The following is a 13,446-nucleotide window of genomic DNA, read 5'->3' on the forward strand; positions in this document are numbered from 1 at the left end:
GTTGATCTCTCATGCCGCGACCGCATCCACGGTCATCAAGGCCATCAGCATTTCAGGATTGGCGGCATCCGCTTGCACCTCACCCGTGACGCGGCCCTCGCGCATGGTGATGATGCGGTCGCTTATGGCCAGCACCTCGGGCAGTTCCGAAGAGATCACGACGATGGCGATCCCGGTGCTTGCCATTTGAAACAGCAGATTGTGGACTTCAGCTTTGGCCCCGACATCGATCCCGCGGGTCGGCTCGTCGACGATGAGCACCTTGGGACCCAGAGCCAGCCAACGTGCCAGGACAATCTTCTGTTGGTTGCCACCCGAGAGGTCGGAGACGATCTGCTCCGGCCCCAGCATCCGGATGCGAAGCATTTTTCGGTATTCGGCGATCAGGGTGTCCTCGGCACTTGAATCGATGAAGACACCCAGCCGGGAAACCCGGTCCTGCGCGGTGACCGTCAGGTTCGCGCGGATCGACTGCGACAGGAACAGGGCTTGCTGCTTCCTATCTTCCGGCACCAGGCCGATGCCTTTTCGAATGGCGTCTTGCGGCGATGTCGGCCGCAACGACACGCCATCAACTAATATCTCCCCCGAATCGAACGGGTCGGCACCAAAGATCGCACGCGCTGTCTCCGTGCGGCCGGAGCCAACCAGCCCGGCAATGCCTAGGATTTCGCCGCGTCGAACCTCGAAACAGATGTCATGCAAGGCCATGGCGTTCAGCCCTTCGAGGCCCCTGCGCCGCGACAGATTCTCGACTCGAAGAACGACCGCCTCGGTCGCGGCCGGCGCCGGGCGCCGTTGCATCGCGGTGATTTCGCGGCCGACCATGTGACGGATGATGGCGTCGATGGAGGTATCGGCGACGTCTCCTTCGCAGACGAAGGCGCCATCGCGCAGGATGGTGAAGCGATCGCACACGCGCATGACCTCTTCCAGGCGGTGCGTGACGAAGATGACGCTGAGGCCCTCATCCCGAAACCCGCTGACAATTTCGAAGAGCCGGTTCACCTCAGCATGTGACAGCGCCGCTGTCGGCTCATCCATGATGATGAGTTTCGATTTCATCGACAGGGCGCGCGCGATCTCGACCAATTGCTGTTCGGCCACGGACAGATCGCGAGCCAGTATGCGTGGGTTCTTCTCGAGACCAACCTTCGACATCAGGCCTCGCGCCTCATTGACCAAGCGTCCCCAATCCACGAAGTTTGCCCGGCCAGGTTCACGGCCAAGGAAGATGTTCTCCGCAATCGACATTCCAGGAACGAGCGTCAGCTCCTGGTAGATTGTCGCTATGCCGCTGCGTTGCGCATCCTGGGGTGAGTTGAACGTTGCCTTCGCGCCCAGAAAATCTATCTCGCCGGCGTCCGGCGCCTGAGCACCCGACAGGATCTTCAGCAGGGTCGATTTGCCGGCACCATTTTCGCCCAGCAAGGCGTGAACCTCGCCTGCGCCGACGCGCAAATCCACCGCTCTCAGCGCGGAGATGCCGCCAAACGACTTGGTGATCCCATTCATCTGCAAAAGCGGCTGGCGCATTGTGAGATCCAAACGAATTCAGCAGTCGGGAAAGGCGCATTGCTTGCGCCAGCGAGGGTGAGGTCGAGCTTGGGCCTCATCCCCCGCAGGCGATCGCCTTGGGAGGCTAGTGGTCGCGCGCGACGGAGTGTTACTTCAGCTCTCCCAAGCGTTCGCCGGCGTTCAGGTTGTCCTGTGTGACCGCGATCGGTGTGAGCAGCGTGATCTTGTGTTCCGGCGCCTTGCCGTCGCGCACAAAGGCCACGAGAATATCGACAGCCTGCCTGCCTTGCTTTCCCGGCATTTGCTCGATGGTTCCGGTCATGCTGCCATCGCGTACCTTGCCGAGAGATTCCGGCAGGGCGTCGAAGCCGATCAATTTCACCTTGTCGGTCAGGTCGCGAGCCTTCAGCGCCTCAAGGGCTCCGAGCGCCATATCGTCGTTTGCCGCGGCGATGGCGTCGGGCGGTGTCGCCATGGATGCCAGCGCGGACTCGGTCATGGAAAGACCCTTGGCGCGGTCAAATCCAGCCGTGTCCTCGAACACGAACTTGTATTTGGCCGCGAGGGGATCGAGCGCGTTGTGCAGGCCCTTGTTGCGATCGATCGCGGCGCTGGTGCCAGGCTGCCCCTGCAGGTTCATCACCCTGGCGCCGTCGGGAAACAGTTTGATGACGAGTTGGCCCTGCACCTCACCACCCTTCACATTGTCGGCACCGACATGAGCCAGGATTCCTTTGACGCTGTCGATCGAGCGATCGACGGTGACGACCGGTATCTTGGCATCGATCGCCTCCTGGATTGCCGGCGCAAGCGCCGCGGAGTCGTTGGGGCTGATCACGATTCCGTCGACACCCTTGGCGATCGCCGCCTCGATATCAGCGCTCTGTTTGCTGGAATTGCGCTGACCATCGCTCACCACAACGTTGATATTGCCGAGCTTTGCTGCCTCGTCCTGCATCTCTTTCATGATGTGGACCGAAAATGGAAAGGCCAGATCAGGGCTGGAAAGCATGATCGTCAGGGGTTTGTCGCCGGCCCACGACAGAGCCGGCGTCAGCAGCATTCCAAGAACCGCCAGCGTTGTCGCGAAGGTGTTTGTGCGCATTTTCTCCTCCTTGGTTTGTGCACGGATCGCGGACAAATGCTCTCCTCCCACGACCTCCGGCAATTTGTTTATGTTCTATACATATTACGCAAAAAAAGAGAATGCAAGCCTCCCCTCCTGCATTAGTCAACCGGCGGTGCGACAACGCCCTTTTTCAGAAGGATGTTTCCGTAGAGCCGCCGATCGCCGCTGAGAATGATTGCGAAGCCGCTCTTGGCGCGCTGCTTGAATTCGTCGGGGGTAATCGGCGCCAGCGACAGCGGCCGGTCGGAATGCCTTGCGACAATATCCAGGAATTCGCCGAAAATGGGCAGCTCCGTTTCGGGGTTGCCCTCGACGATCATGCGGCAGGCTGCTTCGGAATCGCGGCTTTCGAGTGGCATTACCGAAAGCACCGCTTCGAGGATCCGGGTGCCCAGCACACCGTCGAGGCGGATGATATGGGCATCGTCATCGCACGGATAGTTGGCATCCACGATTGCGATCTCATGACCATGGCCCATGGACCGCAAAGCATGGAGAAGATCGGGCGACAGGATTGGATCGATACCTTTCAGCATGACAGGCGTCCTTTCAGATTTGCGTTTTTACTCAATGGGTGCGCGAGCGTTCCGACGCTCAGCGATTTGACAGGAGATGCAAAAAATATCCGAAGAACTCGGGCATCTTGTATTTGCATTGATCCTATACTAATTGGCTTTGGTGGCCGTCAATGGCAATTCCTGCGTTGCAAGCGCGATGCAGCCAGCGACGTCCAATCACTCTGGACGCACACGGCCGCGTGACGTTAACAGGGCAGACGCGCCACGATACGAAATGACGATCGAAACGGACGAGCAGGAAATTTGAAAACCACCAACCTCATCCGCCACGTCAATGAGACGCGGTGCCTGCGCCTGTTGCGAAGGGCCTCGCCGCTTTCGCGCGCCGACATTGCCCGCGAGCTTGGCCTGACCCGGGCGACTGCCGGGAACGTCATTGCCGTGCTGCTCGAGGCGGATCTGGCCATGGAACTGACCGAGCCTCAGGAGGCGGGCAAGGTCGGCAGGCCGGGAATACGCGTAGCGCTAAATCCCAAGGGAGCTTTCTTCGTGGGTATCGACGTATCAAGCACCTGGCTGGCCGGCGTGCTCGTCGACTTCACCGGGGCTGCGCTCAACAAGATCACCATTCCCAACAGCAAGAATTTCAGGGACCCGGAAACCGTTGCGCAGGCGATCGCCGATCTCGCGCGCCGCCTTGTTGTTGGTGCTGGTGTCGATACCAAGCGAGTTCGAGGCGTGGGCGTCTCCGTTCCCGGTATCGTGGGCCGAGACGGGGTCGTGGTTTCGGCGAGACTGCTGGAGTGGGAGGACGTCGATCTTGGACAATTGGTCGCCTCCTCACTTGGGGCACCATGGCCGATCCGGGTGTGCAACGACGCCGTCGCGCTTTCTGCAGCCATCGGCGCGCTAGACACCCACGAGCCGGAGGACATGCTCGTGGTGTTGCTCTCGGAGGGGATTGGCGCGGCGATCATCCGGAACGGTCGGGTTGCCGAGGGCGCCAGTGGTTTTGCCGGCGAAATCGGTCATATGGTTCTTTCCGTCAGACCAGAAGATGCCAAATCCCAAACCCTGGGACTGCTTGGAGGCTACGGCCCTTTCCTGCCGCTTCTTCCCGACGGCCAGTCGATCGCCGAGGGCCTGGCGGATTTGGCGGCTGTTCGGGATCACGGCAGCGTCCTGGAAACAAAACTCGATACATGGGCCGACGTGATTTCAATCGGACTGCTCAATCTCATCCACATTCTAAACCCGGCACGCATCGTCCTCGGCGGCCCATTGGCTGTGTTGTTCCCAAGGATCCAGAGGAGGGTCGATGCGATTCTGCGAGCCAATTTACTGCACGGCTTGGCGCTGCCCCCCATCGAGATCGCCGGCATCGAAGCTGACACCGTTGCAATCGGCGCCGCCGGCACGCTCAGAGACAGCATTTTCCTGCTTCCTGAACTGGATCAAATTGGAAATGGAGTGCCTGTCGGCCGATCGCCCCAATTTGCCGAAATCGCTAGCTCATACAGCGAACGCTAATTGCAGTCGGACACGCCTACGCGTATCGCCGCCTGTTCGACGGCGCTAGCGGTCGTGCAGTGATTGATGCATAGTGGCGAGCCTCGTTACCGCACTTCGATATGAAGTCACACAGGCCTCGGCTTTACTCGGATCGGCCAGCCTTGATTGCGAGCGACCGGTAACGGCCTGCAATAAAAACAAGCACTTACTCTTAAAGGCGGGCTAATTCACGCCTCTTACCCGCGCGGACGGAGGCGCAATTGGGGCCGCGGAGTCGTTCGGACCCAATGTCTGAAATGGAGCCGAGACCGGCCTGTCTGTTATTGGCATCTGATCGTAAGAAACTGCCGTTCTGCCAGACGATAAAGCGCTTTTGATTGGCATCTGTGACGCATTAGCACGCTCTCTAACGAAGTGACCCTTCCAACGAGTGCGCGTAGAGGCCAATCCGTCAGGAAGATACGGCAGGTGCAAGTGGCGCCAATATCCTCATTCTCGACGAGTCCTCACGGACCGACGCGAACGACGGTCTTCCCCGCCCGCCTCTCGGTCGAATTGAACGTGGCGATAGCATCATCCAGGCTCGAGACCTTGCCAATGTTCGTGCGCAGCCGCCCGTCCCGAACTCGCTGAATTATCTCGGATAATTGAGCGCGATCCGCCTCCACGACGAAGTCGATTGTCAAGCCGTCTGCTGGCCTAACTTGGGTAGGCCCGACGACGGTCACAAGCGTTCCTCCGGCCCGGATCAGCGCTGCGGACCGTATCTGAACATCGCCACCGATGACGTCGAACACCAGATCGACGCAGCGAACTGGATGTTGATTGCTGTCTAATGCGATGCTGTCAGCCGCCATGATGAGAGCAGCGTCCACGATATGGATATAGCGCCTCTCGTCAGCATCATGATGGGTAACCGAGAGGGTCTCCGGTAGATCCCTCAAACGTCGATAAGCCGAAGGAACACCGCGTTGGCTAGCCGATAACCTGCTAAAAAGGCTGGATTTATTGAAATCGCGCGAGCATATTATGGGTCGGGCGCGCAGTGATTGAAAATGTTTGCGCCGCGCTGTGTTATTTTGCATGCCGCGCCCTTTCTTTCTCTCTCGTTCGTGGCGCTGGTAATGCTCTGATCCTCAAAAGGGTTGTGTCATTGGTTTTAAGTCTTTGAGACCGGCGACGGGTCTATCGTTTGTCCGCTTGCCGAATAGGGAGGAAGACAATGGCCGAGGATGAACGTTCTCAATCAAGGCGAAGATTTCTGAAGACGAGTGGACTTGTTGCTGGCCTGACGGCGACGGCGGTTACGGCTCCCTGGGTTCGAAGAGCCGGAGCCGCTGACACAGTCACCTGGAAAATTCAAACCTCGTGGCCAGCGGGTGTAGGGCTTGAAACTTTCCAGAACTGGTGCGGGACCATCAAGGAAAAGACCGGAGGCCAACTGGAATTTCAGCCGTTCAAGGCAAAGGACATCGTTGGTGATTTCGAACTCCTTGACGGAGTGAAGAACGGTGTCCTGGAAGCGATGAACTCGTTTTCACTTTACTGGGCCGGCAAGCTTCCCGCTGCAGCGTTCCTGTCCTCGTACACGATGGGGCTACGCTATCCGCATGAATGGGACATCTTTTTCTATTCAAAAGGTGGTCTGCAGGCTGCGCGCGACCTCTATGCGAAACAAGGCCTTTACTACGTCAACCGCATCCACCATGGACCGAACATCATCCACTCCAAGACACCGATCCGCTCGATCGAAGATTTCAGGGACCTGAAACTGCGCGTACCGGGCGGCATGATCGCCGAGACATTCGCGAAAGCCGGCGCCAAGACGACGCTGTTGCCTGGCGGCGAAGTCTTCTCCGCGCTGGAGAAAGGCACGATCGATGCGGCCGACTACACAGGCCCGGCGGTAAACTGGGCGCTCGGCTTCCAGCAGGTGACCAAATACATTTCCATGGGGCCGCCTGGACTGATGTCGGTGTATCAGCCCGTCGACCTGATGGATTTCGCCGTCAACATGAATGTCTGGAACCAACTCCCAGACAATCTCAAGAAATTCGTAGAAGACGAGATCCAGGTCTATTCGAACATCCATTTCGGGGCCATCCAGAAGGCCGACATGGAGACCTGGCACAAATTCACCGACGCAGGCATCGAGATCAATCGGCTTGGTCCGGAGGACCTCCAGAAGTTCCAGGAAATCGCGGTGCCGATCTGGTTCGAGTGGGCCAACAAGGACAAGGACGCGGCGCGCATATTCAAGCTGCAGCTTGAGGTTATGGAGAATCCAACCGTCGGTTACGTAACGCCGGACATGTATCAAGGGTTGTCGATCAACCTCTGAGGCTCTCCGCGCCCGTCCCGGTCGGGCGGGCGCACTCTCCTTCAAGAGACGGTCGCCGATGCCCTCACTCACATTTGTGCTGCCGCACTGGCTCTACTGGTCGAGCCTCGTGCTTTTTCCACTTGCCGCGGTCTTCTTCGTGTTTCGCGAGCGGGCTCGACGCGATGCCGGCCGAGCCAACCTGTTCCTCGCCTATTTCTTCCTGGTCACTGCCGGTTTTCTCGGCATGCACCGTTTCTACCTGAAGAGCCGCTGGGGGTTCTTGTTCATCCCGTTCTTCGTCGCTGTTCTCTGGACCAGTGCCCAGGTGCGGGATGGCCGCGAAGCATTGTCTCTGGCTCGATCCCAAGCGGAGCATGCCGAGAGGGTCCTGACGCAAACCAGGGCCGATGTCACATCCGGAAAGAGCGGTGCCGCCGGTCGCCTTGCGAAGGCCGAGGCGGATGCGGTGACGGCTCACGGCAATGACGCTGCTGCCATTGCTGGACTCGCCCGCTCGAACGCCCTTGCCCGAATTGCCGGAACTCTCCTCGGCCTCGTTCTCGTGGGCGACATCTTTCTCATGCCGGGCTTGGTTCGCCGCGCCCGCGAACGTGAGTTTCAACCGGCCCCAACCGACACCCATCCGCTGGTGACCGATGTGCCTGCCACGCCGGTCAAAGCCCCGCTCCCGATTTTTAGGCCCGTCGACCGGCTGGTCAAGGTGACGGGTGAGTTGGTCGCCTACTGGTCGGTCCTCGCGGTCATCGCCTATTATTACGAGGTCGTGGCCCGTTACGTTTTCAATTCACCGACGAACTGGGTGCATGAGAGCATGTTTCTCATGTTTGGCATCCAGTACATGCTGGCAGGAGCCTATGCTTATCGCGACGAAACCCATGTTCGGGTAGACATCCTCTACAGCCACCTCTCCGAACGCGGTCGGGCTATCTGCGACATCATCACCTCGGCCTTCTTCTTCCTGTTCACGGGGACCATGCTCGTCACAGGTTGGCGTTTTGCCAGTGACGCAGTGGCGGTTGGCGAACGCTCGTTCACCGAATGGGGCATTCAATACTGGCCGGTAAAGCTCGCAATCCCTATTGGGGCGGCCCTCCTGTTGCTTCAGGGTCTGTCGCGGCTGATGCGAGATATCGCCACTGCATTCGGAAGGACCGGCTGAGCGATGGGTCTCGAGCTTCCGATCCTTTGGCTTAGCATATTGATGTTCGGTGGTCTGGGCGTGCTTTTGCTGCTCGGATTGCCGATGGCCTTTTGCACCGGCAGCCTTGCCGTGCTTTTCCTCTTTCTGTTCGGCAATTCGGCCATGCTGAACATGCTGCCGTCTCGAGTCTTCCCATTCATGACGGATTATCAGCTCTCGGCGGTACCGCTTTTCATCTTCATGGCCGCGATTCTCGAGAAGGCGGGCATCATCGAGGAATTGTTCGACGTCGTCTACAAATGGCTGGGCGGGCTGAAGGGGGGACTCGCCTCGGCCACGGTGGTCTCTTGCACGCTGCTGGCCGCCATGGTTGGCGTGGTCGGGGCGACCGAAGTGACGATGGGGATGATCGCGCTCCCCGCTATGCTGCGCCGCGACTACGACGCCAAGCTCGCCTGCGGCTCGCTTCTTGCAGGCGGGACACTCGGCATCCTCATACCCCCTTCCGTCATGGCGATCGTCTATGCCGTCGTCGCGCAGCAGTCGCTGGGCGAGCTTTTGATCGGGTCGGTGTTTCCCGGGCTACTGCTGTCCGGGATGTACGTCGCTTACGTGACGGCGCGCTGCTACATCAATCCCAAGCTCGGCCCAGCGTTGCCACCAAACGAACGCATCGCATTCGCCGCAAAACTCAAGCTTTTGCGCCGCACGTTCATGCCGATATTGCTGATCCTGCTTGTGCTCGGTGTCATTTTCATGGGCATTGCCACGCCGGTCGAAGCTGCAGGCATCGGCACGTTCGGTGCCTTCATCGTCTGTGCCGCGCATCGGCGCCTGACCTGGGACACGATCCGGCAAGCCGGCGTCGCGACGCTCAAGGCAACGGCGATGGTCATGTGGATATTCTTCGGCGCCACCATGTTCGTCGGCTTCTTCATCCTGAAGGGTGGGCAGAACTTCGTCGCCGAGTCCATACTCGGCACAGGCTTGGCGCCTTACGGCGTTCTTGTTCTGATGATGATCATCCTGTTCGTCCTCGGCATGTTTCTGGACTGGGTGGGCATCCTGCTTCTCACCGTACCGATATTTCTGCCTATCCTTAAGTCGCTCGAATTCGGCGGCACGTTCGGGTTAGCCGGCGTGGCTCCTGAAGATGTGCCGCTTTGGTATGGCGTCATTTTCATGGTCAACATGCAGATGGCGTTCCTGAGCCCGCCGTTCGGCTATTCGCTGTTTTACCTGAAGAGTGTTGCGCCACCGGAGATATCGATGGCGACTATCTTCCGATCCGCGGTCCCCTTCTTGTGCCTGCAGGCGATCGGAGTAGGATTGTGCATCGTGTTCCCCTCGATCGTCGTTTGGCTGCCGAAGGTCATGTACGGAGGCAACTGACCACATTGCGGTTTTCGTCATCCGACGCTGCGGATCAATCGAATTTGATAGCTTTTCGCTTAAACGGCGTGACTTTTTTGCCTTCCTTTGCGCGCTGTCATGAGATCGCTTCTTGAAACAATCCTGGCTGCAAATGGGGGTGTATTGTTCTTGACCACTCTACGCTATCTCGCCCACGCCGTCCCGGGCGACGCAGTGCCTTTCCTGGACTGGCTTACCAGTCCACTCCATTTCAGCACGTTTTTGTGGGTCGTTCTTGGGACTCTATTCGGGATCAGCGCCCTGCAATTCCGACGGGGACGCCTTGCCAGTCGCGACACCCTGAAAGGAACAAGTAAGACTGATGACGGCCAGAGGCTGATTGGCAACACCTCAGGGAGTGGCGACAGCCGGCAAGCCAGCCCCCTTTCGCCGCCTTTGCAGCCAGAAAACTAGGCCGAACAACAAAAGCGCCGGAAGCACAAACTGCGGTGACGACGTACGTTCGAAACGCCTGGGGAACAAGGCCGATCCGGTTGCGCTGGGCGACGTCAAGGCACTTCGCGATTCCATCGAGGCCAAGAGCAGCGCGTACTAAGTATTCTGCGACCGAGCGTCATATGGCATCCCCGCCGCTATATCGCAGCGTCGCTGGCATGCTTTCAATTGAGACAGGCCGAGCGTTGCACAATTAAGCGAACTCGCTAGCATCCTGGACGGGAGTGGCCTGAGCACGAAAGAGGGAGTTCCGTGGATCACGAGTCCATGCGGAGCTTGCGCCCCTTCAGCAGCCTGTGAGGAGATGGAGAGGCATCTCTATTGTTGCCTTTATCTGAGGCACGCTCATTTAGCCGGCGAGCGCTTACAGCGCGCCGACGACCTGGAGGCGCAATGGACGAGCTGTCTATCCCGACATTGGGAATGATCCTACTTACGGCTTCGCTGGTTGCCATGACCTGCAGGCGATTGCGGCTTCCCTACAGCGTGGGGCTGGTTGCTGCCGGTATCGCGCTCAGTTTTTTGCCTGGCGTAGCCAAACTGCCTCTCAGCCCGGACCTGGTTTTTACTGTGTTCCTGCCGCCGCTGATCTTTCAGGCTGCCCTCGAAATCGAGTGGCGTCACTTTAGAGTGAACCTGCCGGTGACGGTGCTGCTCGCCTTTCCCGGTGTCGTGATCGCTGCTGCAGCGGTAGCTGCTGGAATGCGTCTTCTACTCGACTGGAGCTGGATCGGAGCAGGCCTCTTCGGCGTGCTCATTGCCGCCACCGATCCGGTGTCGGTACTGGCTGCCTTCAGGGAAATACGGGTCCAACCCCGCCTCGGACTATTGGTCGAATCCGAAAGCCTGCTCAACGATGGCGCGGCAGCCGTCGGCTTCGCAATCATGTTGGTGGTCGCTTCCGGCGCCAGTGCTACGCCATTGGCGATAGCGTCGTCATTTGCATGGATGGTCGCAGGAGGCGTTGCCGTCGGTTCCACTGTGGCGGCCGTGCTTCTACTCGTTGCGGGGCGGACCGAGGATCACCTTGTCGAGATCACGCTTACGACGATTGCCGCATACGGGTCGTTTTTGATTGCGGAGAAGTTCGGCACGTCTGGCGTTCTCGCAACGCTCACCGCCGGTTTGATGGTCGGGAATGTGGGTTGGAAGGGCGCAATATCGGCCAATGCGCGCAGCCATGTGCTCGCTTTTTGGGAATATGCGGCCTTCCTTGCCAACTCGGTCGTGTTCATCCTGATCGGCGGCCATGAAGCGCACCAGCCGCTTGCATTTTTCGCGGCAAGTTCGGCGGTTGCCGTCGTGCTCGTGCTGCTCGGTCGCATGCTGGCCATCTATCCACTCTGTGCCCTGCTAAATGGGAGCCCACTGAAGGTTGATCTCAAACATCAGCACATTCTCGTCTGGGGAGGACTGCGGGGTTCACTCGCTCTTGGGCTGGCGCTTGCCCTTCCCGAGAATATAGCCGAGCGCAGCGCGATCATCGTGACGGCCTTTGCGGTCGTAGCGTTCTCAATTTTTGTCCAAGGACTGACTATGCCTTGGCTGATAGGGCGGATGAGACTTACCGGGGGTAAGCGCGACAGTGAGGCTTAAATCAGTCTGTTTTGCTTGCGAAAAGTGTGGCAGATGGGGCCACCATGTCCCTTGGAAGAAACGTATTCACACCGGCAGAATTGAATTAGCACTGCTCGCGACAGTTTTTAATCGAGGCTAATCTATCGCGAGACTCGGGAGAAGAGGGCCTCGCGGATAATCGCCTACTACCAGGCTGGAATCATCGGCGAGGCGAAACTGAGCGAGCTTTCGCGGAGGCCCCTCGGTCGCTAATTGTCAATTCCCGCGGCAGCGGTGCTGGTGACCATTGGCGTTTTGGTTTGGTTTCTGGACCCGCCCTGAGGCGGTCTCTGACAATTTCAGCACGTATACCTCCGAGGGATGCAGCGTGGGGCGGCGAACATCATCGCGCCACCATTGGTCTGCGATTGTGGTCTACTTAGCCGAAGCGTCGAAGCCCAGTCCTCCTGTTCATAAAGCGCGCTGAGGCGCTGAGGCCTGCAAGGTATGGATGCTCTTTGGAGCGAGCCGAGGACCTTTGACTTTTGTTGGATACACATCGGGCGCGATCGGCGCCGTCATGCTCGCCGGCGCAGTCTGGCGTTGGCGACGAGCAAGCTGAGCTCGGCGTCGGTCAAGCTGATCTGATAGCGTTGCGTGGAGTTCTTCGAGTAGATGTCATCTGCAATTATCGAGATGGTGATCTCACCATTCTCACCGGTCTGCAAATCATCAATCTGCAGTGGCTCTGAGTACAGGCACTTCGGTGACCCTGGCTTTCGCCCAGGCTGTACGATCAAACGCAAGTGTCCAATTCCGCTGTTTCCGGCAATTTGTTCTACGCAAGACGGGTGCCAAAGCTTCCGTCCCGAGATGAGACACTGGGATAGCGGTGCCTGTGATCTAGCACGGAAGCTGCGTTGGCCTACTTCCAGCCTCGTCCTTATGGATGCGTGCCGAGTATTTCGGCAGGGGCGTATATTTCCTCGTCAGCCGGCGCCCTGTTTCGCTTCCGAGCTCGCCGGTCAGGCCCGGCCCTGCCAAGCCTACCCCCGCCGGAGTGCCGGGCCGCCCGCTGCTCATCTATTCGTCGCGCCAGATGACCAGCTGCTTCAACGGATTTCCGTCAGCGACCCGGGATGGAACGATTGTTGCACGACCTCTCCCCATGGATCATCCTTGGCCTCTTCGCATGGCTGATTTGGGGAGTACGGGCCGCATGGAAGAAGGACCGGCAGCACAAGCGAGCGACCGCATATTATCGCAAGGTGTTGGAGTTCTACAAAACGGTCCACTGCACGGAAGACGAGAATGACAGTGCGAACACCCTGGAATGGAAGCGTGAGTATGCCAAGCTATTGAACTGGTACACCGCCCACGATCTCGAGCACGGCGTCAAGGAATACGGATCAATATGGCGGAAGATTACCGCGAAATTGGATGACGATCACGAGTAGCGGCCAAGTGCGATTTTCCGTTGCCATCAGGACGGATGTCAGGCTTGATGAAAATCTCAGCGGGTCGGCTCGTCCCCTAAACTCTAGCCACCTCTATGGCCCCTGCGAACTGAAGGCCGGTCGGCTCCCTAATCGGCCTTACCTTTTGGCCAAAGGCCGCACCGCAGCATCGATTCTGTTATCCAAGCGCCTGCTAATGTGATAGCGTGACTTTCAGGCTCGCGGCCGCCTGGTGTCTGTCCCCACACCCCGTCTCTGGGCGCTGCTGCGAGCGTCCTCGGCAAGAGGGCCGGTCGCTTCTTTGCCCTGGCGGTCGACCCTCTTCTCCTCGGCCGTGACGTTGCTATCCTAATTGTAGCTTCGCAGCTCGGTTGTCCCTCAAGAACCAATTTGTCCCAAGA

9 protein-coding genes and 1 pseudogene are annotated in these 13,446 nt (G+C 58.7%); 6 read left to right on the forward strand and 4 right to left on the reverse strand.

Going from position 1 to position 13,446, the window contains the following annotated elements; translation table 11 throughout:
- Nucleotides 1-9: 9 nt before the first annotated feature.
- The 3 genes from QAZ22_RS30255 to QAZ22_RS30265 form a co-directional block, all read right to left on the reverse strand.
- A complete protein-coding gene (locus tag QAZ22_RS30255) occupies nt 10-1,536 on the reverse strand; it encodes a sugar ABC transporter ATP-binding protein (RefSeq protein WP_278204574.1) in 1,527 nt (508 codons plus the stop codon).
- Nucleotides 1,537-1,666: 130 nt separating this feature from the next.
- The gene (locus QAZ22_RS30260; protein ID WP_278204575.1) at nt 1,667-2,659 is read right to left on the reverse strand and encodes a substrate-binding domain-containing protein; all 993 of its coding nucleotides are present in this window, start codon (nt 2,657-2,659) and stop codon (nt 1,667-1,669) included.
- A gap of 86 nt (nt 2,660-2,745) precedes the next feature.
- Nucleotides 2,746-3,183 carry an RbsD/FucU domain-containing protein gene (locus tag QAZ22_RS30265; protein WP_278204576.1) on the reverse strand — a complete coding sequence of 146 codons (438 nt, stop codon included), beginning with the start codon at nt 3,181-3,183 and terminating at the stop codon, nt 2,746-2,748.
- A 285-nt stretch (nt 3,184-3,468) separates the two neighbouring features.
- Between QAZ22_RS30265 and QAZ22_RS30270 the strand changes: the two genes are divergently transcribed.
- Nucleotides 3,469-4,695, forward strand: coding sequence for an ROK family transcriptional regulator (locus QAZ22_RS30270; protein WP_278204577.1), 1,227 nt, complete (start codon nt 3,469-3,471; stop codon nt 4,693-4,695).
- Nucleotides 4,696-5,183: 488 nt separating this feature from the next.
- Here QAZ22_RS30270 and QAZ22_RS30275 read toward each other — a convergent pair.
- Nucleotides 5,184-5,483, reverse strand: a pseudogene (locus QAZ22_RS30275) (zinc-binding dehydrogenase); the annotation flags it as partial.
- A 416-nt stretch (nt 5,484-5,899) separates the two neighbouring features.
- Between QAZ22_RS30275 and dctP the strand changes: the two are divergent.
- The 5 genes from dctP to QAZ22_RS30300 all read left to right on the forward strand — a co-directional run bounded on the left by dctP (nt 5,900) and on the right by QAZ22_RS30300 (nt 13,045).
- Entirely contained in the window at nt 5,900-7,018 is a 1,119-nt protein-coding gene (dctP, locus tag QAZ22_RS30280) for a TRAP transporter substrate-binding protein DctP (protein WP_278204578.1), read from the forward strand.
- A gap of 58 nt (nt 7,019-7,076) precedes the next feature.
- Complete coding sequence (locus QAZ22_RS30285) at nt 7,077-8,180, forward strand: TRAP transporter small permease subunit (protein ID WP_278204580.1); 1,104 nt, start codon at nt 7,077-7,079, stop codon at nt 8,178-8,180.
- A 60-nt stretch (nt 8,181-8,240) separates the two neighbouring features.
- Nucleotides 8,241-9,554, forward strand: a complete 1,314-nt coding sequence (locus tag QAZ22_RS30290) for a TRAP transporter large permease subunit (protein ID WP_278204581.1) — start codon at nt 8,241-8,243, stop codon at nt 9,552-9,554.
- Nucleotides 9,555-10,424: 870 nt separating this feature from the next.
- Nucleotides 10,425-11,627 carry a cation:proton antiporter gene (locus QAZ22_RS30295; protein WP_278204582.1) on the forward strand — a complete coding sequence of 401 codons (1,203 nt, stop codon included), beginning with the start codon at nt 10,425-10,427 and terminating at the stop codon, nt 11,625-11,627.
- A gap of 1,109 nt (nt 11,628-12,736) precedes the next feature.
- Nucleotides 12,737-13,045 carry a hypothetical protein gene (locus QAZ22_RS30300; protein WP_278204583.1) on the forward strand — a complete coding sequence of 103 codons (309 nt, stop codon included), beginning with the start codon at nt 12,737-12,739 and terminating at the stop codon, nt 13,043-13,045.
- Nucleotides 13,046-13,446 lie beyond the last annotated feature (401 nt).

Origin of the sequence: Mesorhizobium sp. WSM4906, assembly GCF_029674625.1 — a bacterium.
Lineage (GTDB): Bacteria > Pseudomonadota > Alphaproteobacteria > Rhizobiales > Rhizobiaceae > Mesorhizobium.

Coding starts and splice junctions, on each gene's coding strand:
- QAZ22_RS30265 (WP_278204576.1), bottom strand. CDS start 3,183: ATGCTGAAAGGTATCGATCCAATCCTGTCGCCCGATCTTCTCCATGCT.
- QAZ22_RS30285 (WP_278204580.1), top strand. CDS start 7,077: ATGCCCTCACTCACATTTGTGCTGCCGCACTGGCTCTACTGGTCGAGC.
- QAZ22_RS30255 (WP_278204574.1), bottom strand. CDS start 1,536: ATGCGCCAGCCGCTTTTGCAGATGAATGGGATCACCAAGTCGTTTGGC.
- QAZ22_RS30295 (WP_278204582.1), top strand. CDS start 10,425: ATGGACGAGCTGTCTATCCCGACATTGGGAATGATCCTACTTACGGCT.
- dctP (WP_278204578.1), top strand. CDS start 5,900: ATGGCCGAGGATGAACGTTCTCAATCAAGGCGAAGATTTCTGAAGACG.